The organism is Streptomyces sp. NBC_00080 (assembly GCF_045041255.1).
Lineage (GTDB): Bacteria > Actinomycetota > Actinomycetes > Streptomycetales > Streptomycetaceae > Streptomyces > Streptomyces coriariae.
Map to the genome: position 1 here is coordinate 9,066,217 of NZ_CP108235.1, position 23,445 is coordinate 9,089,661.

At 71.2% G+C, this 23,445-nt stretch carries 21 protein-coding genes, 1 tRNA gene and 1 pseudogene; 8 read left to right on the forward strand and 15 right to left on the reverse strand.

Annotation, left to right across the window (positions count from 1 at the left end; genetic code table 11):
- Window positions 1–51 precede the first annotated feature (51 nt).
- Together OHU34_RS40505 and OHU34_RS40510 are read right to left on the reverse strand one after the other, a co-directional pair.
- A complete protein-coding gene (locus OHU34_RS40505; RefSeq protein ID WP_230196135.1) occupies window positions 52–1,518 on the reverse strand; it encodes an MFS transporter in 1,467 nt (488 codons plus the stop codon).
- Window positions 1,519–1,859: 341 nt separating this feature from the next.
- Window positions 1,860–3,104, reverse strand: coding sequence for an LmeA family phospholipid-binding protein (locus tag OHU34_RS40510; RefSeq protein WP_405771287.1), 1,245 nt, complete (start codon window positions 3,102–3,104; stop codon window positions 1,860–1,862).
- A 127-nt stretch (window positions 3,105–3,231) separates the two neighbouring features.
- Between OHU34_RS40510 and OHU34_RS40515 the strand changes: the two genes are divergently transcribed.
- The 4 genes from OHU34_RS40515 (at window position 3,232) to OHU34_RS40530 (ending at window position 6,777) form a co-directional block, all read left to right on the forward strand.
- On the forward strand, window positions 3,232–4,020 hold the full coding sequence (locus tag OHU34_RS40515; RefSeq protein ID WP_142268500.1) for an alpha/beta fold hydrolase: 789 nt from the start codon (window positions 3,232–3,234) through the stop codon (window positions 4,018–4,020).
- Window positions 4,021–4,271: 251 nt separating this feature from the next.
- A complete protein-coding gene (locus tag OHU34_RS40520; RefSeq protein ID WP_230196034.1) occupies window positions 4,272–4,889 on the forward strand; it encodes a hypothetical protein in 618 nt (205 codons plus the stop codon).
- Window positions 4,890–4,961: 72 nt separating this feature from the next.
- Window positions 4,962–6,155, forward strand: a complete 1,194-nt coding sequence (locus OHU34_RS40525) for an acyl-CoA dehydrogenase family protein (RefSeq protein WP_142268498.1) — start codon at window positions 4,962–4,964, stop codon at window positions 6,153–6,155.
- 121 nt (window positions 6,156–6,276) lie between these two features.
- Window positions 6,277–6,777 (forward strand): hemerythrin domain-containing protein, encoded by a 501-nt coding sequence (locus OHU34_RS40530; protein WP_142268497.1) that lies wholly within the window; start codon window positions 6,277–6,279, stop codon window positions 6,775–6,777.
- A 137-nt stretch (window positions 6,778–6,914) separates the two neighbouring features.
- On the opposite strand, the gene OHU34_RS40535 is transcribed toward OHU34_RS40530, so the two are convergent.
- From OHU34_RS40535 to proP, 3 genes are all read right to left on the reverse strand, one after another.
- Window positions 6,915–8,015 (reverse strand): AI-2E family transporter, encoded by a 1,101-nt coding sequence (locus OHU34_RS40535; protein WP_405771292.1) that lies wholly within the window; start codon window positions 8,013–8,015, stop codon window positions 6,915–6,917.
- A 245-nt stretch (window positions 8,016–8,260) separates the two neighbouring features.
- Window positions 8,261–8,539 carry a GlsB/YeaQ/YmgE family stress response membrane protein gene (locus OHU34_RS40540; RefSeq protein ID WP_405771295.1) on the reverse strand — a complete coding sequence of 93 codons (279 nt, stop codon included), beginning with the start codon at window positions 8,537–8,539 and terminating at the stop codon, window positions 8,261–8,263.
- A 273-nt stretch (window positions 8,540–8,812) separates the two neighbouring features.
- On the reverse strand, window positions 8,813–10,189 hold the full coding sequence (gene proP, locus OHU34_RS40545; protein WP_142268495.1) for a glycine betaine/L-proline transporter ProP: 1,377 nt from the start codon (window positions 10,187–10,189) through the stop codon (window positions 8,813–8,815).
- Window positions 10,190–10,505: 316 nt separating this feature from the next.
- Here proP and OHU34_RS40550 point away from each other — a divergent pair, with 316 nt between their 5' ends.
- Window positions 10,506–11,408 carry an NAD-dependent protein deacetylase gene (locus tag OHU34_RS40550; RefSeq protein WP_142268494.1) on the forward strand — a complete coding sequence of 301 codons (903 nt, stop codon included), beginning with the start codon at window positions 10,506–10,508 and terminating at the stop codon, window positions 11,406–11,408.
- A gap of 28 nt (window positions 11,409–11,436) precedes the next feature.
- Here OHU34_RS40550 and OHU34_RS40555 read toward each other — a convergent pair whose 3' ends face one another.
- Both OHU34_RS40555 and OHU34_RS40560 read right to left on the reverse strand, forming a co-directional pair.
- Window positions 11,437–12,693 carry an NAD(P)/FAD-dependent oxidoreductase gene (locus OHU34_RS40555; protein WP_405772530.1) on the reverse strand — a complete coding sequence of 419 codons (1,257 nt, stop codon included), beginning with the start codon at window positions 12,691–12,693 and terminating at the stop codon, window positions 11,437–11,439.
- A gap of 156 nt (window positions 12,694–12,849) precedes the next feature.
- Window positions 12,850–13,302 carry a pyridoxamine 5'-phosphate oxidase family protein gene (locus OHU34_RS40560; RefSeq protein WP_142268493.1) on the reverse strand — a complete coding sequence of 151 codons (453 nt, stop codon included), beginning with the start codon at window positions 13,300–13,302 and terminating at the stop codon, window positions 12,850–12,852.
- A 172-nt stretch (window positions 13,303–13,474) separates the two neighbouring features.
- Here OHU34_RS40560 and OHU34_RS40565 point away from each other — a divergent pair, with 172 nt between their 5' ends.
- The gene (locus OHU34_RS40565) at window positions 13,475–16,267 is read left to right on the forward strand and encodes an ATP-binding protein (RefSeq protein WP_405771299.1); all 2,793 of its coding nucleotides are present in this window, start codon (window positions 13,475–13,477) and stop codon (window positions 16,265–16,267) included.
- Between the two features lie 28 nt (window positions 16,268–16,295).
- Here OHU34_RS40565 and OHU34_RS40570 read toward each other — a convergent pair whose 3' ends face one another.
- The 6 genes and pseudogenes from OHU34_RS40570 to OHU34_RS40595 all read right to left on the reverse strand — a co-directional run bounded on the left by OHU34_RS40570 (window position 16,296) and on the right by OHU34_RS40595 (window position 21,845).
- Window positions 16,296–16,748 (reverse strand): iron chaperone, encoded by a 453-nt coding sequence (locus OHU34_RS40570; RefSeq protein WP_405771302.1) that lies wholly within the window; start codon window positions 16,746–16,748, stop codon window positions 16,296–16,298.
- 182 nt (window positions 16,749–16,930) lie between these two features.
- Window positions 16,931–17,122 (reverse strand): annotated as a pseudogene (locus tag OHU34_RS40575) (FMN reductase (NADPH)); the annotation flags it as partial.
- Between the two features lie 199 nt (window positions 17,123–17,321).
- Window positions 17,322–17,834: a carboxymuconolactone decarboxylase family protein gene (locus tag OHU34_RS40580; RefSeq protein ID WP_142268490.1), complete on the reverse strand. Its 513-nt coding sequence runs from the start codon at window positions 17,832–17,834 to the stop codon at window positions 17,322–17,324.
- 144 nt (window positions 17,835–17,978) lie between these two features.
- The gene (locus tag OHU34_RS40585; RefSeq protein ID WP_405771306.1) at window positions 17,979–19,742 is read right to left on the reverse strand and encodes a thiamine pyrophosphate-dependent enzyme; all 1,764 of its coding nucleotides are present in this window, start codon (window positions 19,740–19,742) and stop codon (window positions 17,979–17,981) included.
- 12 nt (window positions 19,743–19,754) lie between these two features.
- Window positions 19,755–21,338: an FMN-binding glutamate synthase family protein gene (locus OHU34_RS40590; RefSeq protein ID WP_405771309.1), complete on the reverse strand. Its 1,584-nt coding sequence runs from the start codon at window positions 21,336–21,338 to the stop codon at window positions 19,755–19,757.
- A 210-nt stretch (window positions 21,339–21,548) separates the two neighbouring features.
- Window positions 21,549–21,845 carry a hypothetical protein gene (locus OHU34_RS40595; protein ID WP_230196039.1) on the reverse strand — a complete coding sequence of 99 codons (297 nt, stop codon included), beginning with the start codon at window positions 21,843–21,845 and terminating at the stop codon, window positions 21,549–21,551.
- Window positions 21,846–22,157: 312 nt separating this feature from the next.
- On the opposite strand from OHU34_RS40595, the gene OHU34_RS40600 reads away from it, so the two are divergent.
- Both OHU34_RS40600 and OHU34_RS40605 read left to right on the forward strand, forming a co-directional pair.
- On the forward strand, window positions 22,158–22,361 hold the full coding sequence (locus tag OHU34_RS40600) for a cold-shock protein (RefSeq protein WP_009192932.1): 204 nt from the start codon (window positions 22,158–22,160) through the stop codon (window positions 22,359–22,361).
- A gap of 53 nt (window positions 22,362–22,414) precedes the next feature.
- A tRNA-Met gene (locus tag OHU34_RS40605) sits at window positions 22,415–22,488 on the forward strand.
- Window positions 22,489–22,554: 66 nt separating this feature from the next.
- On the opposite strand, the gene OHU34_RS40610 is transcribed toward OHU34_RS40605, so the two are convergent.
- Window positions 22,555–22,896 (reverse strand): hypothetical protein, encoded by a 342-nt coding sequence (locus OHU34_RS40610; protein WP_405771312.1) that lies wholly within the window; start codon window positions 22,894–22,896, stop codon window positions 22,555–22,557.
- 4 nt (window positions 22,897–22,900) lie between these two features.
- A complete protein-coding gene (locus tag OHU34_RS40615; RefSeq protein WP_405771315.1) occupies window positions 22,901–23,425 on the reverse strand; it encodes a cupin domain-containing protein in 525 nt (174 codons plus the stop codon).
- Window positions 23,426–23,445: the final 20 nt, after the last annotated feature.

Genomic DNA, 23,445 nt, shown 5'->3' on the forward strand with positions numbered 1-23,445 from the left:
CGCCCGGTCTCCTGCGCAGGAGACCGGGCGTGCGCGGTGCCGGGTGAGGGGTCAGCGGCGGTCGGACGTCTCGCGGCCGAACCGGTACAACTCCTGCGAGGTGACGATCAGTTCCCGGCGCTCCTTCTTCGATCCCACCATCGGCTGGGAGCCGTGGAGGGACACCTGGGCGCTCTCGGGCAGGAAGCGGACCGTGAACAGGCCGATGGCACCGGCGACCATGAGGTAGTACGCGGGCACCATGTCGTTCCCGGTGACGCTCACCAGCGCCTCCGTAAGCAGGGGAGTGGTACCGCCGAACGCGGCCACCGCGAAGTTGAAGCCGATGCCCATGGCCGCGTAGCGGACGGCCGTCGGGAACAGCGCGGGCAGCGTCGCGGCGCTCGGCGCGGCGAAGCACGCCAGCAGCGTGGACAGGATCAGCACACCGCAGACCGGCAGCCAGGTTCCGTCCATCTTGATCAGCAGGAAGGCGGGAATGGCGAGCAGGATCATTCCCGCCGCCGCGAAGCCGTAGAGGGGGCGTCGGCCGACCTGGTCGCTGAGCCTGCCGAGGAAGGTGATCAGCAGCACGATCCACACCATGCCGACGAGCACGAGGACGTCCGCCGAACTGCTGGAGCGGCCGAGGGTCTCCGTCTGATACGTGGGCAGGAATCCCGTGACCATGTAGTTGGTGACGTTGTAGAGCAGCACCAGTCCCATGCAGATGAGCAGGGCCCGCCAGTGGTCCTTGACGATGGTCCTGAACTCGGTGCCCGCCGATTCCTTGGCGAGGCTCTCCTCGTGCTCGTCGAGCTGCTGCTGGAACGCGGGCGACTCTTCGAGCTTGAGACGCATGTAGAGGCCGATCGCGCCGAGCGGGCCCGCGATGAGGAACGGGATCCGCCAGCCCCACGAGAGCATCTCGGCGTCGCTGAGCGCGAGATTGAGCAGGGTGACCAGGGCGGAGCCCAGCGCGTAGCCGACGAAGGTGCCGAAGTCGAGCCAGCTGGAGAGGAAGCCGCGACGACGGTCGGGCGAGTACTCGGCGACGAAGGTCGTGGCGCCCCCGTACTCGCCGCCGGTGGAGAAGCCCTGCACCATGCGGGCGAGCAACAGCAGGATCGGGGCGGCGATGCCGATCGTGGCGTAACTGGGGATGAGACCGATGGCGAACGTGCCGGCCGCCATCATGATCATGGTGGTGGCGAGTACCTTCTGCCGGCCGAGGCGGTCCCCGAGCGGACCGAAGACGAGGCCGCCGAGCGGGCGTACGACGAACGCGGCCGCGAAGGTGGCGAAGGACGAGATGACCTGGGCGGCGGGTGACGCTCCGGGGAAGAAGACCTTGCCGAGGGTGGCGGCGAGGTAGCTGTAGACGCCGAAGTCGAACCATTCCATGCAGTTGCCGAGCGCCGAGGCGCTGACCGCACGTCGGAGCAGCGGTGGTTCGACGACCTGGACGTCCTCGTCGCGGAAAGGGCGCTTGTTCCGCCTCAGCCTGCGTGTCAGGTCCTGGCGGACCTGGGCGGGCATGCCGGCGATGTCGGTCGGCCCGGACCGCGCTGGGTCGGGTTGCCCGTCGGTCAGTAGGTCGGCCACTGAAGTTCCTTACTCGTCTTGCGTGAGGTGACCTGGCTGGGTGGGACACCAGGTGTTTGCCGTGCCAATAGTGGCTTGTGCCCTCATTCGTACGGCTCACGCAAGGACGACGGACACGCCGACCTCCCACGTTCGGCAGGGGGAGGGGGCGGCGCAGACCTCCCCAGGCAGAGCCGCCCCCCGGCATCACAGCTGCCACACCCCGCTTGCCCGCGAAACCGTCCTGCACACCTGCCTCTTGGGTGCCCGCTTTCACGGTCGCACCGGCACGCGGATCATGAACTGCCCAGGGCCAGCCCCGAGCCCGTAAGCCGCACCCGGATGCCGTCCTTCTCCACGCGCACGTACCGCAGCCGCATGTCCCCCGTCTTCGGCTCCGGCAGCCGGAAGGCGAGGGAGAGCCGGTCGGCGAGGGCCGGGCGGGTGAGCTGGGACAGGGCGTCGAGGAGGTCGGGGTCGAGGCCCAGACCGCGGAGCACCTCGGGGTTGTCCAGGGCCAGGTCGATGAGGTTGAGGGTCTGGGCCTGACGGGCGAAGCGCGGGGAGCCGGTCAGCTCGGCGAGCTTGCCGTCGTCGCTCAGGGCCTCGCGCACGGCCGCCCTGGGCACCCCCAGTCGCTGCACGACGGCCGGGACCGACAGCAGTGCCTTCGCCTTACGGGTCTCCCGCGCGACGTCGGCGGATGCCTTCGCGGTGAGGTGCAGGCCGTCCGAGGCGCGCGTGCCGGGGCGGTAGGTGGCCAGGTCCCCGATGTCCAGGCGTATGCCGCCGATCTGCGTGCCGATGCCCCGTTCGCCCTGTCGCCGGATCGTGGCCTCGGCGCGCAGTCGCAGGTCGTGCCCGGCGACCGGCAGGATGCCATGGGCCTTGACGCGGTCACGGCCGTCGCCGGTGAACATCACCTGGGACGCGCCGAGTTCGCGGTTGAGGTCGGCGAAGGACAGCAGGACGTCACCGTCGAGCCGGGGGACGTGGGCGCCGCGCACGGAGGTGAGCCCGTCGGCGTCCAGCCGGATGTCATGGGCCGTGGCCGACACCTTCGTCAGCGACACCCGGTCGGCGGACACGTCCGGCACGGTCACCCGTACCGAGTCCAGCCGCTTGCCGGCGAGTTGGGTGAGGAAGGGGAAGCCGCCGATCTCCACCTCGGGTGCCGCGGCCAGGTCCAGCTGGTCCTTGAGGGTGTCCGCGGCCTTGTGCTCGGCGTACAGCAGCGCCCAGCGGTCGGCGAGGGTGACGAAGGCGGCGAGGACGACGAGACTCACCACCGCCTTCGCCGCGAGCGGCAGACCGGCGAAACGGCTCCGCCGGCGCCGGCCGCCGCGGCGGTGGACGGGCGGGCTCCACTCCGGCTCCCGTTCCGGCTCCTGCTCTGCCCATTGCTCGGTGGTGCCGCCCGGGAACCCGTCCGGAGGACCGTCGTCGAGGGCGCCGAGTTCCTCGTAGGGATCGGGCGGCGCTTCGGAGCGGTCGTAGGGACGGGGATGCGGATCCGGATCTATGCGGTGGGGGGTGCGCATCGACTCATCCGAACATGCGCACCGCCCCTGCCCGCAAGCTGAACCCCGGGTATGCGACCTAGTTCACGATGATGATCTCCGGTCATACAGTCCTCGCAGCACCTGCACGACGAGTGAAGAAGGGCCGATGCAGCACACGACAACGCCTGACGGGGTCCGTATCGCCTACCAGGTCCGAGGCGAGGGAACACCGCTCGTTCTGCTGGCGGGTCAGGCGAACAACCACCACTGGTGGGACGGGGTACGCGACGACTTCCACACCGAACGCAGCACCGTCACGGTCGACTACCGCGGCACGGGGGAGAGCGACAAGCCCGACAGCCCCTACAGCACCGAGATCTTCGCGCAGGACGTGATCGCGGTGCTCGACGAACTCGGCATCGACCGCGCCGACGTCTACGGCACGTCCATGGGTGGACGCGTAGGCCAGCAGCTCGCGGCCCGCCATCCCGAGCGTGTGCGCGCCCTGGTGCTCGGCTGCACGTCACCCGGTGGCCCGCATGCCGTCGAACGCGACAACGACGTGCGCAGGTCGTTGGTACAACCGCAACCCGGTGCGGCCCGACAGGCCCTGCTCGATCTGATGTACACCCCGGGCTGGCTGGCCAGCCACCCCGGCCCCCGCCAGACGCTCGGCGATCCGGCCATGCCCCCGTACGCCCAACGACGCCACCTGGTGGCCAGCAACCGGCACGACGCGTGGGACCTCCTGCCCGGCATCGGCGCACCCACTCTGGTCGTGCACGGCAGCGACGACCTGCTCAATCCCGCCGCCAACGCGCCTCTGCTCGCGAACCGCGTTCCCGGTGCCCGGCTGCACATGATCCCCGGAGCACGGCACGCCTATTTCGAGGAATTCCGAGCCGTCGCAAGCCCGCTCGTCCTGGACTTCCTCACCACGTTGCCGCCCCGGTAACGGGAGACGGACAGTCGCACGCGTGACCGTGACCGGACCAGGGGGCTCACTGGCTGGGACCGGTCGTGAGCCCGGGGCCTGCGCTTCCGTCAGCTTCGGACCGACGGAGAACTCGTGTCGGTCTCGCCAAGGAGCCTCCCCCCGCGAGATCCGTCAATCGGGCGGCTCCGGGGCCGGTGCGACCGCCTGGCGTCGGGCTGGTGGAGCCAGGTGCGCGAACACTGGTGGCCTCGGACGAGGGAGGTACACCCGTGGACGATCTCGATGCCCGACAGACCCGGACGTCCCCGTCGGTCGGTGCAGGCGTCCACGGTGTCCCCGGTCAGGCAGGGGTCATCGGCATCGGGCTTGCCGCCGTCCTGACGTTCGCACTCGCGGAGGGCTCCTGGGAGTGGTTCGCGGCCTACTTCGGAGTGACCCTTCTCGCGGTGATCGTCTCCTTCTACCGCCTGCCTCCGTGGGCCCCCGGCCTCCGCTGCGCGTACGCGTGGAACCTGGTCGCATACTCGCTGGTCGTGTGCCTGTGCGTGGCGATCGCGCTGGCCCCGCTGCTGCGGCGCTCGGCGTGGCTCCTCCCGATCCCGGGCACCCGCGCCGACTGCCGGGAGCTGGGCGCGTACGAGAGCCTCCGGACGGAAGCCGCGCCGGGAAACCTGGCCGGCCGGGACGCCGTGGCCCTGGCCCGGGCGCAGGACATCCAAAGACACGACGCCGTCGCCGACTGCCTGGCATCCACCACGACCCTGTGGCTGCCGCTGTACGGGCTCGGGGCGGCCGTGCTGGTGGGGTCGGGCGCGTTGACCTACGGCCGTGCCCGGGCACGGAGGGATGCGGACTCGTCCACGCAGAGCCCTCGTCGGCCGGGTTGAGCAGACGAAACGCTCACGGGCGACGACGTCCGCAGTGCGCATTGCTCGGCACAACCGTGGAAGAAGGGCCCCATGACTTCACTCACGGAACACCAGAACGTGGCCGACTTCTACGACTTCGAGTCCGCTCTCACGGAGGAGGAGCGCAAGGTCCTGCTCAGGACGAGGTCGTTCATGCGCGACGAGGTGCAGCCCCTGGTGGCCGAGAACTGGGCCGACGGCACCTTCCCCATGGAGCTGATCAGTCGTTTCCGGGAGAGTGGACTGGTCGGACTGTCGTACGAAGGCTATGGCGACCACGGCCCCGCCGCCGGCCATCTGCTGACCGGGATGATGGCGATGGAGATGAGCCGGGTCGACGCTTCGGTCGCCACCTTCTTCGGCGTCCACAACGGACTTGCCATGTACGCGATCCACGCATGCGGCGACCAGGCCCAGCGCGACCGCTGGCTGCCCGGCATGGCGAGCATGGACACCATCGGGGCGTTCGCCCTCACGGAGCCGCTCGACGGCTCCGACATCGCGGCCGGCATGCACACCACCGCCCAGCGGGACGGCGACACCTGGGTACTCAACGGCGCCAAGCGCTGGATCGGCAACGCCACCTTCGCCGACCACATCGTCGTCTGGGCCCGCGATGTCGACGACGACCAGGTCAAGGGATTCGTCGTCGACAAGGACACGCCCGGATTCAAGGCGGAGAAGATCGCCCACAAGACGTCGCTGCGCATCGTCGAGAACGCGGACGTCACCCTCACCGACGTCCGGGTGCCGGACAGTGATCGGCTCCAGAACGCGTCCTCCTTCCGTGACGTCGCGGAGGTCCTGCGTGCCACGCGCAGTGGGGTCGCCTGGCAGGCCCTCGGTGTCATGATCGGCGCCTACGAGCTGGCCCTGCGCTACGCCACGCAGAGGCAGCAGTTCGGCCGTCCGCTCGCGGGTTTCCAGCTCGTGCAGGATCTCCTGGTGAAGAGCCTGGGCAACATCACTTCGAGCTGGGGCATGCTGCATCGGCTCGCCGGGTTGCAGGACGCGGGGGTGTTCCGGGACGAGCACTCCTCCCTGGCCAAGGCCCACGTCACCGCCCGTATGCGCGAGGTCGTGGCCTGGTCCCGGGAGATCTTCGGGGGCAACGGCATCGTCCTGGAGTACGACGTGGCGCGCTTCTTCGCGGATGCGGAGGCCATCTACTCGTTCGAAGGCACCCGGGAGATGAACACGCTGATCGTGGGGAAGGCGATCACCGGACAGAGCGCCTTCGTCTGATCGGCCGGGGGAGCGGCGTCGGGCACGCACGGGGGCAGGGATCAATGAACACGGCCGGCCGGGGTACTCGGTTCCTCCCCAGGTCCCTCGTACGAAAGTGAAGCCCGTTCCCATGGCCGACATGCCTGACACGCCTGACACGCGAGACGTCGTCGCACTCATCCTCCAGGATCACCGAAGGATGGAGGACCTCTTCCGTCTGATGCGCAGCGTCGAAGCCGACCGGGCAGCCGCTCTTCGGGAGTTCGCCGACCTGTTGATCGCGCACGCGCTGGCGGAGGAGGCGAAGGTGTACCCCGCCCTCAAGCGCTTCAAGAAGATCGACGACGAAGAGGTCGAGCACGGCGAGGAGGAGCACGAGGAGGGCAACGAGGCGCTCCTCGGGCTCCTGGAGGTCGACGAGGTCGGCTCCGAGGAGTGGGACGAGAAGCTGGAAGAGCTCGTGGAGGCCATCGCCCACCACACCGACGAGGAGGAGCGCACGATCCTCAACGGTGCCCGTGAGAATGTCGCCATGGAGCGACGGGAGGAGCTGGGCGAGGCGTTCCTGGAGGAGAGGGAGCGTCAGCTGAAGGCCGGCTGCGGCGCTGTGGACAACGTGCGCCGCATCGTCCGCTCCTGACCGCGTCCGGGTGACCTCGGAATCCCGGCCGGCGAGCCCTTGCGGGAGTCACCGACGCCCGGGCTCGCCGGCGGCGACGAACCGTCCTGCCGGCGAGCCGCGGCTGTGCGACCCGCCCTGTCGGCACGATCCGCGCCTCATTCCGGGCCGTCGGTGCGAGTGCGCAGGGCCTGGTGGACGGACCACACCACGGCCACCAGCGGTACGGCGACCACGGCGCCGATCACCCCCGCGGCGACCGCTCCGCCGACGACCGCCAGCGCGACCACCACCGGGTGCAACCGGACGGCCCAGCTCATCACGATGGGGTGCAGGAGGTGGCCCTCGATCTGGCCGATGACCACGATCAGGGCCACGACGACCAGGGTGATGACCACTCCCTTCGACGCGAGTGCGACGACCGCCGCGATCGACAGGGCGATCGGCGAGCCGATCAGCGGAATGAACGCGGCCAGGAACTCCAGCAGCGCCAACGGCACCGCCAGGGGTACCCCCAGAGCGAACAGCGCGATACCCACGAGGACCGCGTTGGTCGCGGCCACCAGCAGGATGCCGTGCGTGTAACCGGTGAAAGTCCGCCAGGCGGCCCGGCCCGCGACCGTGACCTGCCGCCGTGCCCCGTCGTGGAGCTGGTCGCACACCCACTGCCATTGCCGGTCGCCGGAGTACGTGAAGAAGACCGCGCAGAACATGGCCAGCGCGAGCACGGTCAGCACCTCGACCAGTCGGCTCGCGCCGCTGAGCGCCGTACTGATGAGGGTGGAACGGTGGCTCGACAGGAGCTTGCCGGTCCGGGACTGGAGATCGTCGAACGCGTCCGGGGGCAGGCGGAAGGGCGGTTCCTCCAGCCGGCGTTCGATCCGGTCGATCCCCGTGACGAACTCCTTCTCCAGCCCACTTCGCTGATCGGCCGTGGTCTCACCCACCAGGGCCAACGCGCCGAGGACGAGGACGATGCCGCCGATGAGCGCGGCGGCGACCGCGAGCGGCCGAGGCATGAAGCGGGCGAGGAGCCCGGCCACGGGGCGGAGTACGGCGGTGATGACCAGCCCCAGGAAGACGGCGACGGCGATCCGGTGAAACTGCCCGAGCACCGAGAAGGTGACGTGGACGACGACGCCGACGGCGATGATCCGCCACGCGTACGCGGCCGCGGTCCGCAGCAGACCCGGTACGTGCGGCTCTTCGCTGCTTGGACGTTCGAGCGGCAAGGCGGGCTGATCGGGGGGTGTGGGCATCTCATGCCCGTACCACTCGCCGACCGCCGGGGAGCGGCGGAGCCCCAAAGATCCCCCGAAGGCCGGTAAGGGCTGTCGCCTCCCCTCGCGGCCGGATCGCGGTGCTTTGCCGAACTGCCCCTGGGCGAGGTCCTGCGCCGTGCCCACCATGGCGCCCCGGGTCCCTTCGCGCAACGCCGACGGCTCCCACCCCGAGGACAGGGTAGGAGCCGTTCGGATGCCTTACCGTCTACGACGTCGGCGGTTCACGCGTGGCGGTGCGAACGCCGGTTGCCCGTGACGAGGCGGTAGAGGGCGAGCAGGATGAAGGAGCCTACGATCGCGGCGATCCAGGTGGAGAGGTCGAAGAACCCGTCGATGGAGTCGACGCCGAAGATCTCCTTGCCGAGCCAGCCGCCGAGCAGACCGCCGGCTATGCCGATGAGCATGGTGATGATGATGCCGCCCGGGTCCTTGCCCGGCATCAAGGCCTTGGCGATGATGCCGGCGAGCAGACCGATCACGATCCACGCGATGATGCCCATGGTGTTTCTCCGCTTCGTCGTGTAAAGACAGTGTCAGTTTCTCGTGTGCACCAATCGCCTTCGAACAAACGTCTATGGCGAATACTTGGTGGGATGAGGAGCGACGCCCGGCTTCGAAGCGGGGGAGGGCGGGGCGGGAGGCGCGGGGGCGGTGCGGGTGCCTGTGGTGGCGCATGGTCCGCGCGGTCGCCTCCTCGATCCGGCCGACGGGCCGTCAAGGCCCCGCCGGCCGGCGCCCGGTGTCCCGGGCGAGCGGTTCGCAGGTCCGCGTCCCTACAGCGAGGGTGCCGAGCCCGGCAGCGGGCGCCCCGCGGACTCGGCCATGAACCACACCGCCACGCCGCCGATCACGGCCGCGGCCATCATGTAGTACGCGGGCATCATCATGTTCCCGGTCGCCCCGATCAGGGCCGTCACCACCAGCGGGGTGGTGCCGCCGAAGAGCGACACGGAGACGTTGAAGCCGATCGACAGCGATCCGTAGCGGACCTTCGTCGGGAACAGCGCAGGCAGGGCGGCCGGCATCGCCGCCGTGAAGCAGACCAGCAGCAGGCCGAGCGCGCCCATGCCGAGCGCGACCGCGAACAGGCTGCCCTGGCGGATCAGCAGCAGGGCGGGGACGGACAGCAACAGGAAGCCCGCACAGCCCGCGGCGATCACCGGTCGGCGGCCCACACGGTCCGTCAGGGCTCCCGCGAAGGGCTGGACGATCATCATGACGGCCATCACGCCGAGCACGACGAGCAGGCCGTGCGTCTCGTCGTAGTGGAGCTCACCGGTCAGATAACTCGGCATGTACGACAGCAGCATGTAGTCGGTGACGTTGAAGACCAGCACCAGGCCGACACAGAGCAGCAGCGCCCGCCACTGGCCCGTGATCATCCGGCGCAGCGGCACCTTCGTGCGGCTCGACTCGGCCTTCTCGATCTCGGCCGCGAACGCCGGGGTCTCCTCCAGCCGCATCCGCAGATAGAGGCCGACGATGCCCATCGGGCCCGCGATCAGGAACGGGATCCGCCAGCCCCAGCTCAGCAGGTCCTCCGTGGACAGCAGAGCGGTCATCACCGTGACCAGACCGGCGCCGCCGATGTATCCGGCGAGCGTGCCGAACTCCAGCCAGCTGCCGAGGAAGCCGCGCCGCTTGTCGGGCGCGTACTCGGCGATGAAGGTGGAGGCGCCCGCGTACTCGCCGCCGGTGGAGAAGCCCTGCACCAGGCGGGCTGCCAGCAGGAGCACCGGGGCTCCGACGCCGATCGACGCGTACGACGGGATGAGGCCGATGGCGAAGGTGCCCGCGGCCATCATGATCATGGTGAGGGCCAGCACCTTCTGACGGCCGACGCGGTCGCCGAGCGGCCCGAAGACCATGCCGCCGATCGGTCGCACGAGGAAGGCGGCGGCAAAGGCGCCGAAGGTGGAGAGCAGCTGGGTGGTCGGGTTCCCGGACGGGAAGAAGACCTTGCCCAGGGTGACCGCGATGTAGCTGTAGACGCCGAAGTCGAACCATTCCATCGCGTTGCCCAGCGCGGCGGCCCGCACCGCGCGTTTCACCAGTGCGGGGTCCGTGACGGTGGCGTTCTTCGGGGCGATGGCGTTCTTCGGAACGGTCGGGAGGGATGTCGGGGGAGAGGCGACTGTGGCACTCGGCAAAGCTTCGCTCGCCTACTTTCGTCGGGGGCAGGGACGGGTCTGCTCGACGGCGCCGGCGGCAGGCCAAAGAGCGACGATAGGCGGACATGTCCCCCTCACGGGCTGTGCGCACTTCGCTGCATACTGCATGTAAATGCGGTGTGGGCAGGCCCGCAGTGCCGCTCCGGAGGGCACTTCACGGGATCATGTTGTGACCCATCTCGCGTCCTGCGAAGGCAACCGGACCTCGGGGCCGGGCAGAGTCCGCTCGCGGCCGTGGCTCGGGCTGGGGCGCGGACTCGGACACTGCGGGCGGCCTGTTCCGTACCCTGGCGGCATGCGCATGCGCCCCACTCTGAGCTGGACCCCCGCCGAGGACCTGCCGCCGGGCACGACCGATCCGGAGCAGGTCGTCGACGCGCTGGGCGCCGGCGGCGTGCTGGTGCTCAGCGGGGCGGGTATCTCCACGGAATCGGGCATTCCCGACTACCGGGGCGAGGGCGGGAGCCTGAGTCGGCACACCCCGATGACCTACCAGGACTTCACCTCCGATCCCCAGGCCCGGCGCCGGTACTGGGCACGCAGCCACCTCGGGTGGCGCACCTTCGGTCGCGCCCGTCCCAATGCCGGGCACCGGGCGGTGGCCGCGTTCGCGCGGCACGGTCTGCTCTCGGGCCTGATCACCCAGAACGTCGACGGCTTGCACCAGGCCGCCGGCAGCGAGGACGTCGTGGAACTCCACGGGAGCCTGGGCCGGGTCGTCTGCCTGTCCTGCGGTGTCTTCAGCCCGCGTAGCGAGCTCGCCCGGCGGCTGGCGGAGGCCAATGCGGACTTCGAGCCCGTGGCGGCGGCGATCAATCCGGACGGTGACGCCGACCTCACCGACGCACAGGTCGGGGACTTTCGGGTGGTGCCCTGCACGGTCTGCGGCGGCATCCTCAAACCGGACGTGGTGTTCTTCGGCGAAACCGTTCCGCCGCCGCGCGTGGAGCACTGCCGCACGCTGGTCCGCGAGGCGACCGCCCTGCTGGTTCTGGGCTCCTCACTGACGGTGATGTCCGGACTTCGGTTCGTCCGCCAGGCGGGTCAGGCCGGGAAGCCCGTGCTGATCGTCAACCGGGACCCGACCCGGGGCGACCGGCACGCCCTCACCCGGGTCGCGCTCCCCTTGGGAACGACCCTCACCACCGTGGCCGGTCGGCTGGGCATCCTGCTCGACGACCAGGTGGCGCCTGCGTGAGACCGTGACGGCGCTTGGTGCAGCTGCGTCACCTGGCGAGGTCGCGCAGCACCTCCCTGGCGGCGCGCGCACCCGAGGCCATCGCCCCTTGGACCGAGCCCGTGGCCCGGTGGTCACCGCACACGTATCTGCCCCGGGCCACCCGGGTGGTGCGGCTGAGTTCCTGAGGGGGCGCCATCGCGGGCAGGGCGTCGGGCACCGTACGGACGGTCAGCAGGTCCCAGCGGTCGGCATCGGTGTCGTAGACCTCGCTCAGCGCCGCGCGCAGCGCGCGTTCGCGGCCGTCGGCGTCCGCGCCGAGCACCGAGGTGGCCACGAGCGCCCGGCCGGGGGGCGCGTAGGAGGCGGCCACGTTGCTCAGCACGCACGTGTTGAGGAAGCGGCGCCGGGTGTCCACCAGCAAAGCGGGTTCGTGCAGTGGCGGGCCCGGCATGACGTGGTAGTAGGTCGTCACCACGCGGTACGTGGGCACGGTGACGCCGGGCAGCAGGGTTCCGGCTGGTCCCGGGCCCGTGGCCACCACCACGGCGCGCGCCGGGACGAGTTCGCGGGTGGCGGTCTCCACGCCTTCGTCCGTCAGACGCTCGACCGGCGTCTCCGGTCGCACGGTGCCCTTCGGCAGCGACGCCGCCAGGGCGAGAGGTACGGCACCGATGCCTGCGGAGGGCAGGCTCAGGGTGCCGCGCAGCATGCTGCGCCACACGAGATGAAAGACCCGGGCGGACGTCTCCAGCCGGTCCTCCAGGAACACCCCGGACAGGAAGGGCAGGAAGAAGCGCTCGACGAACGCGTCGGTGAAGCCCGCGTCGGCAAGAGCCTTGCGCGTGCTGCGATCCGGCCGCCGCTTCAGCCGGTGCGGCGGGCCCACCGCGTCCGAGGCCGAGAGGGCGCCCAGCGCCGCCAGGTCGCGCGGTCCCACGAGACGCCCCGACAGGAGGTCGACGAGCGTGGACGGGTGAGCGCGGGGGTCGGCCAGGCGGCGCCTGCCCGTGTCGGTGTGGATGAGGACGCCCCGGTCGAAGGGCCGCAGGTCCAGCCCGTCCCCTGCCAGGCGTCGCCGGATCTGTGGGTAGGACGGGTTGAAGACCTGGAAGCCACGGTCGATCACGAAGCCGTGCACACGGTCGGAGCGCATCCGGCCACCGACCCCGTCGGAGGCCTCCAGGATCCGCACGCCGACTCCGGCGGTCAGCAGGTCCTGAGCACAGGCGAGGCCGGCGACGCCTGCTCCGATCACCACGACGTCCGATGATCGTTCGGTTGCGGTCACGTTGTTTCCCTCCATCACCGGGTCGCCCGCCGGCACGAACGCACCGGTGCCGGTATGCGGATTCGTGCCGTCCACTCCACTTCGCCCCCGACCGGGGGAGCGGATGCAGCTCGGCTCCGCTCGCAGGAGCCGTGGCAGGTGGCGGCGTCGAGTTCGCCTCCGGCCGGAGCGTCAGGTCAGCCACCGGCCGTCGCGCATCAACTCGCGGTCGGACAGCTCGTCCTCCTCGCGCCAGGCCTGGATACGACTCGGGACGATCCGGAACCAGCGATACGACGTGGTCGGCACACGCGGATCGAAACCGGCGCGTTCGGCGAACCGGTCGCCTCGCTCCCGCGGCAGCCCGTCGAGTTCGAGGACTTCGACCTCGCCGTCGATCATGGTGACGTCGCGGGTGCGGCCCAGGGCCAGCCGAACGACACCGGTCGTGGCCAGGTTCCTGCCGGTGGGGCTGTTCGTCGGGGTGGCCAGCAACAGCGCCTCCCCGTCCCAGTCGAAGGACAGCGGTACGAGGTACGGCGCGCCGTCCGCCGAGGCGCTGGCCACCCAGACATCGACGTCGTGGGTGAGCCGGTGTTCGGTGTCGTGACGACGCTGAGCGTGGGAGCGGGGTTCGGCGTCCATCGGTCCTCCGGAAGTCGTCGTGGTCACGATCGGCAGAAGTCCGGTCGTGGGTCACGATCGACCCGGGAAGCCCGCCGGGCCGATCGCCTGGGTCACACACTCCCCCGGCCCGGGTGCGGGGCGCCTCCGTGCCCACCACGGAATCCGCCACGGACCAACGGATAATGAGGCGGTGATCAGTTCAGAGATATCCGCCCGGGAAGCCCAGGTGCTCGCACTGCTCGGGGAGCACCTCAGCAACGCGGAGATCGCCGCGCGGTTGGTCATCTCCGTACGCACCGTCGAGTCGCATGTGTCCTCGCTGTTGCGCAAGCTCCAACTGCCGGACCGGCGGGCGCTCGCCCGGTACGCGGCCGATTCCGCCCGTACCGAGCCGTCCCGCCCGGTACCCGCCCTGCCGACACCGCTGACGGCGTTCGTCGGACGGGCGGCGGAGCGCGGGCAGTTGTCCGAGGCGGTGACAGCGCACCAACTCGTGACCGTGGTCGGCCCGGGTGGAGTGGGCAAGACGCGCCTGGCGCTGGCGGTGGCGGCGGACGTGGCCGACGACTTCCCCGACGGGGTGTGGTTCGTCGACCTGGTCCCGGTCACCGAACCGGGTCGGGTGGGCGCGGCCGTCGCGGCGGCCGTGGGGGTGGGCGAGCAGCCGGGGCGCGGCATCGACGACGCGGTGCTCGCCGCGCTGACGGACCGTCGGACGCTGCTGGTGCTGGACAACTGCGAGCGGGTGAGCGACGCCGTGGCGCCGTTCGTGGAGCGGCTGTTGGCGGCCTGTCCGCGGTTGACGGTGCTCGTGACCAGCAGGGCCCGGCTGATGGTGCCGTTCGAGCGGGTCTTCCAGGTCCCGCCGCTCTCGCGGGCGGGCGGTGACCGGTCCGAGGCGGTGGCCCTGTTCATGGACCGCGCGTCGGCGGTCGGCCAGCCGCCCGGTCCGGCATCGAACGAGGAGGTCGTGACCATCTGCGAACGGCTCGGCGGCATGGCGCTGGCGATCGAGCTGGCGGCGGCGCGGTGGTCCACCCTCGGACTGGACGGCCTCACGGCGGGCCTCTCCGATCAGCTGCGGATCCTCACCGGCGGACCCCGCGCCGACGACCGGCACCGGTCTGTGCGGGCGGTGCTGGACTGGAGCCATGACCTGCTGGAGCCGCGGAGCCAGGCATTGCTGCGCCGGGTGTCGGTGTTCGTGACGCCGTTCACCGCCGAGGCGGCCGCCGAGGTCGCCGGGTTCGCTCCGCTGGATCCGGCCGCGGTCGTCGACGGGCTCGGCAGACTCGCCGAGCAGAGCCTCCTGGCCGTGACCTCGTCGGCCACCGGCACCCGGTACCACGCGCTGGAGACCATCCGCCAGTACGGGACGGAGCGGCTCACCGACGCCGACGAGCTCGACCAGGTCCGATCACGCCACCTGGACTGGTGCTCGACCGGCGCGCGTGTCCTCCTCGCAGCGTCGGGCGCGGACTGGCGCGCCCGGTTCGAGGCCGTGGCGGACGACCTCCGGGCCGCCCTCACCTGGGCGGCCGACCGGCCGGACCGGCGCGCGGACGCGCATCGCCTCGCCCTGTCCCTGGCCGAGCTGGCCTTCTTCCGCAACCTGCTCGGCGAGTCCCAGCAGCGGTACGAGCAGGCGGCCGGGCTCTCCGACGACGCCGACGGGGCCGCGGCACTGCGGCAGGCCGCAGCGGTGGCCGGGTGCCGAAGGCTCGGTGACGACATGTTCCGGCTGCACCGCGCCGCGGGAGAGGCCGCGCGCCGGGCCGGGAACACCGCCGGTGCGGGCCGCGACCTGGCGGCCGCCGCCACCGACGCGTACCGCTTCTCCAGTACGTTCACGCGGGTTCCCCCCAGGGCAGAGGTGACCGCCCTGCTCGCGGCGGCGCAGGAGCTGGCCGGCGATGCCCCGGCCGCTCGGGCGGCTGTCGCGCTGGCCGAGGCGGCGGTGGTCGCGGACGCGTTCGGCGCCGTCCAGGGCGACCTGGACAACACCGTGGAGGAGACCGTCGTACGTGCCGAACGCGCGGTCGACCTCGCCCGGCGCGCGGGCGACCCGGTGGCGGAGTCGGCCGCCCTCGACGCGCTCTCCGGGGCCCGGAGCTGGACCGGTGAGGCCTTCGCCGCCGCGGCTGCCGCCCGGCGCCGGATCGACGTCCTGGACTCGGCGCCGCGTACCCCGGCCGGTGCGCACGAGCTCATGGACGCCCTCGCCATGGCCGCCGGAACCGCCGTCGGCGTGGGCCGGCTGCCGGAAGCCCGCCGGTGGGGCGGACAGCTCGCCGACCATCCGCTGCTGGCCGAGGTGGGGCACCACGCCACGTCCTGGCTGCTGGTCACGGACGCGTTCGCCGGTCATGCCCGCCAGGTGCTCACCGGCAGTGCGCGGTTCCTCGACGCGTGGGAGCAGAGCGGCCGTCAGCGGTCGTTCTCGCTCGGCCCCGCCGCCGCTTCGGTCGCCATGGTGCACGGCCTGCGCGGCGACCACGACGGCCGGGACACCTGGCGGGCGATCGTCGACCGGGCGGGCAACGCACCGGAGCACCGCCACGGCTACGGTGCGGTCTTCGACGCCATGGTGCTGCTCCACCACGGGGACGCGGATGCGGCGGCGCAGCGGGTCGACCCGGAGCCGGAACAGGTGTGGAAGTGGGTGTCCTGGGTCTGGCTCCACTGGTACGTGGCACTCCGGGCGGAGGCCGCGGTGCTCGCCGGGCACCCGGAAGCCCGCGCCCGGATCGACGCCGCCAGGACCGTGGTCGCCGGCAATCCGATCGCCACCGCCCAGGTGGACCGTGCGCAGGCCCTGCTCGACGGCGACCCGGCGCGGCAACTCGCCGCCGCCGCGGCCTTCGACGCGGCCGGCTGCCCCTACCAGTCGGCGCGCACCCTGCTGCTCGCCGGGGGCGAGCATGCCGCCGTCGGTACGGCCGTGCTGGCCGACCTCGGACTCGCCCCCATGCCGGTCCGGTAGGCGATCGACCCGCGCGGCCGGCGCGCCGTCAGCTCACCGCCTGCTTCACCAGCGCGGCGATCCGCGCCTCCGCCTCGGCCGTCACCTCGGTCAGGGCGAAGGCGGTCGCCCACATCGTGCCCTCGTCCAGCTTCGCGGGGTCGTTGAAGCCGAGTGTCGCGTAGCGCGACTTGAACTTCGCCGCGCTCTGGAAGAAGCAGACGACCTTGCCGTCCAGTGCGTAGGCGGGCATCCCGTACCAGAGCTTCGGCGCGAGGGCCGGGGCGTTGGCCGTGACGACGGCATGGACGAGCTCGGCCATCGTCCGGTCGGAGTCCTGCATCTCGGCGATCTTCGTGAGTACGTCCCGCTCCGCCTCCGCCGCCTTGTCCGCACGGGAGCCGCGGCGCGCCGCCTTCTTCTGCCCCTCGGCGTGCTCCTTCATCGCGGCCCGCTCCTCGGCCGTGAATCCCTCGTACGTGCTGCCGTCGGTGCTCGTCATGGTTGCTCCCGTGGTCAAGGCGTGGACCGCGATCGGCCCGGCGGGTCCTGCCGGGCCCGTCGCTGTGGGTCACAGCCTCTCCCGGCCGGCGACCCGGCGCCTCCGTGCTGACCACGGAAACCACCACGGAGCGGGCCGGGTGTCCCGGACAAGGGCCCGAGGCACGGATGAGCCGCGGCGCCTCAGCCCGTGGCGGCGAGCCGGTCCGTGCGGCCGCCCAGTGCGGCGGAGAACCGGTCCGTGACCTGCTCCGGGGCCACCGCGGCAGCGGGCGCGAGGAGTGGCGCGCCGGCGTCCGCCGCGATGTCCCGGTCGAGCGTGAACCAGCCGGGCACGTTGTGCGCCGCGCCCATGGAACTGAGGACCGGGCGCAGGGGCGTAGTCGATCACCACCCCGTCCGCCCGCGCGAACAGCTGGCTCATCACGCGAGAGGGTCGGCGTCCCCGACGAGAAGCAGCACCGGGACGTCGACATCGCTGTCGTGGACGGCGGTGAACAGGGGTCCGGCAGGGCCTCGTCGAGCGGGCCCCGCCGCACCCGGGGATCCTCACCTGACCGAGTGCGGAGGCGGCTCAGTACGGGTCGGTCTCGCCCTCGGTCGTCACGCCGAAGGTGTTCAGGAAGTTGCTGACGAGCTGGTAGAAGCCGACCGTGATGACGAGGTCGGAGAGCTGACCCACCGTGAGGAACTCCAGTACCTCCGCGCGCTCGGCGTCGCTCAGGGTGTGCCGGGCGAGCAGCCGGTCCGTACAGCGCAGGACCGCCGCCTCCTCCTCCGACAGCCCCTCCGTGGAACCGGTCGCGGCAGCGCCGATCGCGGCCTGGCCCAGACCGACCAGTCGGCCGATGTGCTCGTGGTGGTGGACCTCGTACGGCGCCTGGTAGACGCGGCCCACCCGCACGATGGCGAGCTCGCGCAACCCGTCCGGGAGCGAGTTGCGCCGCAGAATCGCGTCCGCCATCTCCAGGAGCTCGGGGGCGAGCCGGGGCGAGTGCATGATCATGCGGAAGACGTTGAGCGAGCCGCGCGCCGAGACCGCGTCCCGCAGCTCCGCGGGCAGGGTCGTCAGGTCGGGGTACTCCATGGGGGACTCCTTCGTCAGCGGCGGCTCGGCCGAACCGCCGGATCGGATCGGTGCCGTCCCACTGTGCCGCGAGTTCCCGGGGCGTCGCGAGGAACCGCCCCGGGGCAGCGCGCGGCCGTGGAGCCGCGACGTCCGGCCGACCGGTCAGTGCGCGTCCGTGTCCCCCTGGCTGCGCACGACCTCCTTCACCTTGGCCACCGCGAAGCCCCAGCCCTGCGCGACCGTCGGCTTGGCCGGGACGGCGATCTCGTCGGGGTTGGTGAGCACGTCGAGCAGGACGGGCCCGGGCGTGCTGAACGCCCGCCGGACGGACTCCTCCAGTTCGGCCGGGTCGGTCACCCGGATGCCGGTGATGCCCATGGCCGTGGCGACGGCGGCGAAGTCGGGGTTGTCCAGCACGGTGCCGAACTCCGGTAGCCCGGCCTGTTCCTGTTCGAGTTTGACCATGCCGAGGCGGCGGTTGTCGAAGACGACCAGCTTGACGGGGAGCCGGCTCGTCCTGAGTGTCATGAGGTCGCCGAGGAGCATGCTCAGCCCGCCGTCGCCGCAGAAGGCCACCACCTGGCGGTCCCGGTCCAGGCACTGGGCGCCGAGAGCCTGGGGCATGGCGTTGGCCATGGAGCCCAGGTTGTAGGAGCCGATCAGCTGCCGCTCGCCGCGCATCTCGACGAAACGCGAGAGCCACACGGTGGCCATGCCCGTGTCCGAGGTGAGGACGGCGTCGTCGTCGGCGAGGCGGTCCACCACGGCGGCCAGTGCCTCCGGACGGATGTCACCGGCGCGGTTGTCCAGGGCGGAGCGTAGGCGGCCCACCACCCCCTTGTCGTGCGCCGGGTCGGCGAGCCGCGCCTGACCCTCGCGCCACCGCTCGAAGCGTTTGCGGGCGTCCTCCAGGTGTGAGCGGTCGCGCGCGCCCTCGCTTCCGGCGGGCGCGGCGCCGAGCTGGGACAGGAGATCCCGGACGGTCGCGCCCGTGTCTCCGACGAGCCCGAGCTCTACGGGCACCCGGCGCCCGATGTGGGCGGCCTCGGTGTCCACCTGGATGACGGTTCGGCCCTCCGGATACCAGTCCCGGTAGGGGAAGTCGGTGCCCAGCAGCAGGAGGGTGTCCGCGTCCTGGAGAGCCGACGCGGCCGCCCGGTTGCCGATCAGCCCGGTCTGGCCGACCTGGAAGGGATTGGCGTCGCCCTCGAATCCCTCCTTCGCCTTCAGCGTGAGCACCATCGGCGCGGCCAGGCGGTCGGCCAGGGCCAGTACGTCCTCGCGCGCGGCGCGGGCACCTCGTCCGACGAGCAGCGTGACCCGCCGCGCCCGGTCGAGCAGCTCGGCCGCCCGCCGGACGGCGGACCCGTCCGGTCGGCTCACCGGGGCGTTCAGCGAGAACCGGGCCGGACGGTCCGCGGTCAGCTCCCGTTCCCCCAGGTCACCGGGGACGGTCAGAACCGCGACGCCCTTGCGGCCCAGCGCGGTGCGCACCGCCGTCTCCAGCATCTGCGGCAGCTGGTCGCCCGAGGTGATCGTGGCCCGGAAGACGGCCACGTCACTGAAGAGCGCGTCGTTGTCGACCTCCTGGAAGTAGTCGCTGCCGAGTTCGGCGAGCGGGACCTGTCCGGCGATCGCCAGCACCGGCGTACGGCTCTTGGCCGCGTCGTACAGCCCGTTGAGCAGGTGCACCGAGCCGGGGCCGACGGTGCCCATGCACACGCCCAGAGTGCCGCTGAGCTGCGACTGGGCGCTCGCGGCGAAGGCCGCGGCCTCCTCGTGCCGACAGCCCACCCACTCCAGGCCCTCGGTGGTGCGGATGGCGTCGGTCAGCGGGTTGAGGGCGTCACCGACGACGCCGAAGACCTGACGCACGCCAAGTTCGCTCAGCGCGTCCACGATGACGCGCGCGACGGTTCGGGCCACGGATCCTCCAGATCAGACGGTGAAACGGTCGGGGTCGGCGGCGTTCCAGTCGGCCGCCCAGGAGACGGGCGGCTCGGCGAGCAACTGCCCGGGCGCCAGCCACTCGTAGAGTTCCTCGAAGGAACATTCGGTGCGGGGGTCGATGCGCCGGCGGAGCATATGGGGACGCAACTGCGCGGGATCGGTGACGCCCATGGACGCCATGATCTGCAACGCGCTCGCCACCGTCGCCTCCTGCAGACGCCGGACGCGGAGCGTCTTGTCGCCGACGTGGAGCGCGCGGGCCCGCCGGGGGTCCTGCGTGGTGACACCGGTGGGGCAGGTGTTCGTATGGCACCGCTGCGCCTGGATGCAGCCGACGGCGAACATCATCGCCCGTGCGGCGTTGCCGTAGTCGGCGCCCTGCACCATGCGCTTGACCAGGTCGGTACCGGTGGCGATCTTGCCGCTCGCGCCGATCCTGACCCGGTCGCGCAGACCGGCGCCGACGAGGGCGTTGTGCACGGTCAGGAGCCCCTCGGTGAGCGGGGTGCCGACGTGGTCGGCGAACTCCAGGGGCGCGGCCCTGGTGCCGCCCTCCGCCCCGTCCACCACGATGAAGTCCGGGGCGGTCCCCTCCGCCAGCATCGCCTTGCACACGGCGAGGAACTGCCGGCGCGACCCCACGCAGAGTTTGAAACCGGTCGGCTTCCCACCGGAGAGTTCGCGCATCCTGGCGATGAAGCGCACGAGTTCGCGCGGCGTGGAGAACACCCGGTGGTAGGGCGGTGAGATCACCGTCCGGCCCGGGGGCACGTCCCGCACCCGCGCGATCTCGGCGTTGACCTTCGCTCCGGGCAGGACTCCGCCGATGCCGGGCTTCGCGCCCTGCGAGAGCTTGAGCGACACGCACTTCACGTGCTCGTGCGCGGCCTTGTCGGCGAACTCCCGCGGGTCGAAGTCGCCGTCGTCGGTCCGGCAGCCGAAGTAACCGGTGCCGATCTCCCAGACAAGGTCACCGCCCGGCCGCAGGTGGTACTCCGACAGCCCGCCCTCGCCGGTGTCGTGGGCGAAACCCCCCGCCGCGGCACCCCCGTTGAGGGCGAGGATCGCGTTCGCGGAGAGCGAGCCGAAACTCATCGCCGACACGTTCAGCAGCGCCATGTCGTACGGACGGCCGCAGTCGGGTCCGCCGATCCGCACCCGGGGTGCCGTCTTCGGCACCGGACACGGCGCCATCGACGGCACCAGGAACTCGTAGCCGGGGCGGTAGACGTCCCGCTCGGTGCCGTACGGCTGCTCGGCGTCGGTTCCCTTCGCCCGCTCGTAGACGATGGTGCGTGTGTCCCGGTCGAAGGGACGGCCGTCGAAGTTCCGCTCGATGAAGTACTGCTGCAGTTCCGGGCGGATCCTCTCCAGGAGGAAGCGAGCGTGCCCGATCACGGGATAGTTGCGCAGCACGGAGTGCCGGCGCTGCATCAGGTCCCATGCGCCCAGCAGGCCCGGCACGAGCAGCGGCGCGGCGGCGAACCACCACCACGGCGAACTTCCCACCGCGGCCGCGCCCGCCACGAGCGCGCCGGCCAGAGCGAGGACCACCAGTCCGATACGTGTCACTACCCCCGCGTTGCCCGACAGCCGACGATCATGTCCCCCGTTCCTTCAGGAGATCGTCAAGAACGGGGCGCGGAGCTTCACGAGGTGACCGGCGCCCTCGCTTCCGAGGGCCGGACGCCGCACCTGCGCGCCGGTCACTCGCTCATCGAGCGGGGCAGGGTAGCGCGGGGTTCGGGGGCCGAGGAACCTGTACGCCGGGCGGGACCGGTGCTATCGGGTGACCACGTTGAACACCGGATAGGTGCGCGGTTGGACGTCCGCGAGACCGAGTTCCCGCAGGATCGGGACGAGGGTCTCGCCGAACTGCCGGAACGCCTCCTCGGACTCCCAGACGTCGACGACGAGCCAGCCGTCGTCGGTGGGGGCGGAAGTGTGCGAGATCAGACCGGGCACCGGCCAGTCGGCGGGGCTTTTCACCGGGCCGGGCCGGCCGGACACCTTCTCCGCGCTCAGTTCGTACTGGGCCTGGGTCATCCCCGGCATTTCGAGAACCACGACGATGGCCATGCTGAGTTCCCTTGCGATGAGGTACGGAGCCTTCCGGCCAGTTGACCAGCCTGGTGAGCGGCCTGCGCGGGGGCTTGGGCCGGACAGGGTACGGAGGACGATCGGGACATCGGGGGCATGTGGCCCGCGTGCGCGGCAAGCGCGGGAAGGATGCCGCACCGGGCTCCGGCAACTCGAGTGCTGCGTCTGGAAGTTAAGTCGGATAACTGCCTCGCCGACGGGGTAGGACGAACGCCGGGTGCCTTCCGGTCGTGGACGGCCCCGCACACAGAGCAGCCGGGACCTCCCGGCAAGGATCGAAGGACGAGCAGCATGGCCAGCGGCACCGTGAAGTGGTTCAACTCCGAAAAGGGCTTCGGGTTCATCGCCCAGGACGGCGGCGGACCGGACGTTTTCGCCCACTACTCCAACATTTCCGGCAACGGCTACCGGGAGCTGGTGGAGGGAGAGCCGGTCACCTTCGACGTGACCCAGGGGCAGAAGGGGCCGCAGGCCGAGAACATCGTCCGCGGCTGAGACGGCCGCCCGACGCAGCACCCCGTGGATCACGTGTAGGGTGGCATCACCGACGCGGGGTGGAGCAGCTCGGTAGCTCGCTGGGCTCATAACCCAGAGGTCGCAGGTTCAAATCCTGTCCCCGCTACGAGAAGAAGGGGCCCGGCATCGCCGGGCCCCTTCGCTGTGATGGCACCCAGGGTCTCGACGACGGTCACGCGCCGGGTGATGTTCGACCGGACTGCTCCTGCACCTCGGCGGCAGCGCCTTGTTCCGCATGGTCGGCAGGGACCGGCGGCTTGGGGCGGCCGGGCAGGAACAGACACAGCGGGACGGCGACGGCGGTGAAGGCCACCGACCACCAGAAGGCGGCGTCGAAGCCGTCCGCCAGGTCGCCCGGGGTGTGGGCGTCCCCGGCGGAGTGCTGGAAGATGACGGCGAGGACGGCGATGCCCACCGAGCCGCCGATCTGCTGGGCGACGCGGGTGATGATGCCGGCGTCGGGGATCTCCTCGTGTCGCAGGTCCGCGCAGGCGGCGCCGAAGGGCGCGATCATGGCCTCAGCCGCGGGCGGCGAGCGCCTCGCGCCACGCCGGGCTGTCGACGTAGTGGTTGTCGAACCGCTCCGAGGAGTCCTTGATCTCCTGAGGGTCGGCCTCGCCGCGCATCACCCGGCCGAGGAGCCGCAGGTAGTCGAAGCGGTCGGCACCCGGGGTGAAGACGAACAGTACGTCGGCGGTCCTGCCCGGCGCCGCGGCGAAGGCGTGCGGGGTGTGCGGCGGCACGACGAGGAAGTCGCCCGCCTCCAGGACGATGATCTCCTCACCCAGCAGTACCTGGAGCGCCCCGTCGATCACGAAGAACACCTCGGACGCCTTGGTGTGCAGGTGGGCGGGTGCCCCGACCGCTCCTTCGGCGAACGACGACCGGTAGCTGGTGAGCCGCCCGCCGGTGTGGCTCGAGTCCGCGAGAAGCGTCATGACACTGCTGGGATCACGGGTCGTCTCGGCGTCGGCGGCGCGGGTGAGAATCGGGGCGACCGTCGCGGTCGGAGCGGTCTGCGTGGTCTCGTTGTTCTTCGTCATGACTACGACTTTAGGGAGTC

What these genes read in the sequence shown, in the direction of transcription:
- OHU34_RS40505 (WP_230196135.1), bottom strand. Translation starts at nt 1,518, where the DNA reads ATGCCCGCCCAGGTCCGCCAGGACCTGACACGCAGGCTGAGGCGGAAC.
- OHU34_RS40510 (WP_405771287.1), bottom strand. Translation starts at nt 3,104, where the DNA reads ATGCGCACCCCCCACCGCATAGATCCGGATCCGCATCCCCGTCCCTAC.
- OHU34_RS40515 (WP_142268500.1), top strand. Translation starts at nt 3,232, where the DNA reads ATGCAGCACACGACAACGCCTGACGGGGTCCGTATCGCCTACCAGGTC.
- OHU34_RS40525 (WP_142268498.1), top strand. Translation starts at nt 4,962, where the DNA reads ATGACTTCACTCACGGAACACCAGAACGTGGCCGACTTCTACGACTTC.
- OHU34_RS40530 (WP_142268497.1), top strand. Translation starts at nt 6,277, where the DNA reads ATGCCTGACACGCCTGACACGCGAGACGTCGTCGCACTCATCCTCCAG.
- OHU34_RS40535 (WP_405771292.1), bottom strand. Translation starts at nt 8,015, where the DNA reads ATGCCCACACCCCCCGATCAGCCCGCCTTGCCGCTCGAACGTCCAAGC.
- OHU34_RS40540 (WP_405771295.1), bottom strand. Translation starts at nt 8,539, where the DNA reads ATGGGCATCATCGCGTGGATCGTGATCGGTCTGCTCGCCGGCATCATC.
- OHU34_RS40550 (WP_142268494.1), top strand. Translation starts at nt 10,506, where the DNA reads ATGCGCATGCGCCCCACTCTGAGCTGGACCCCCGCCGAGGACCTGCCG.
- OHU34_RS40555 (WP_405772530.1), bottom strand. Translation starts at nt 12,693, where the DNA reads ATGGAGGGAAACAACGTGACCGCAACCGAACGATCATCGGACGTCGTG.
- OHU34_RS40560 (WP_142268493.1), bottom strand. Translation starts at nt 13,302, where the DNA reads ATGGACGCCGAACCCCGCTCCCACGCTCAGCGTCGTCACGACACCGAA.
- OHU34_RS40570 (WP_405771302.1), bottom strand. Translation starts at nt 16,748, where the DNA reads ATGACGAGCACCGACGGCAGCACGTACGAGGGATTCACGGCCGAGGAG.
- OHU34_RS40580 (WP_142268490.1), bottom strand. Translation starts at nt 17,834, where the DNA reads ATGGAGTACCCCGACCTGACGACCCTGCCCGCGGAGCTGCGGGACGCG.
- OHU34_RS40595 (WP_230196039.1), bottom strand. Translation starts at nt 21,845, where the DNA reads ATGGCCATCGTCGTGGTTCTCGAAATGCCGGGGATGACCCAGGCCCAG.
- OHU34_RS40600 (WP_009192932.1), top strand. Translation starts at nt 22,158, where the DNA reads ATGGCCAGCGGCACCGTGAAGTGGTTCAACTCCGAAAAGGGCTTCGGG.
- OHU34_RS40610 (WP_405771312.1), bottom strand. Translation starts at nt 22,896, where the DNA reads ATGATCGCGCCCTTCGGCGCCGCCTGCGCGGACCTGCGACACGAGGAG.
- OHU34_RS40615 (WP_405771315.1), bottom strand. Translation starts at nt 23,425, where the DNA reads ATGACGAAGAACAACGAGACCACGCAGACCGCTCCGACCGCGACGGTC.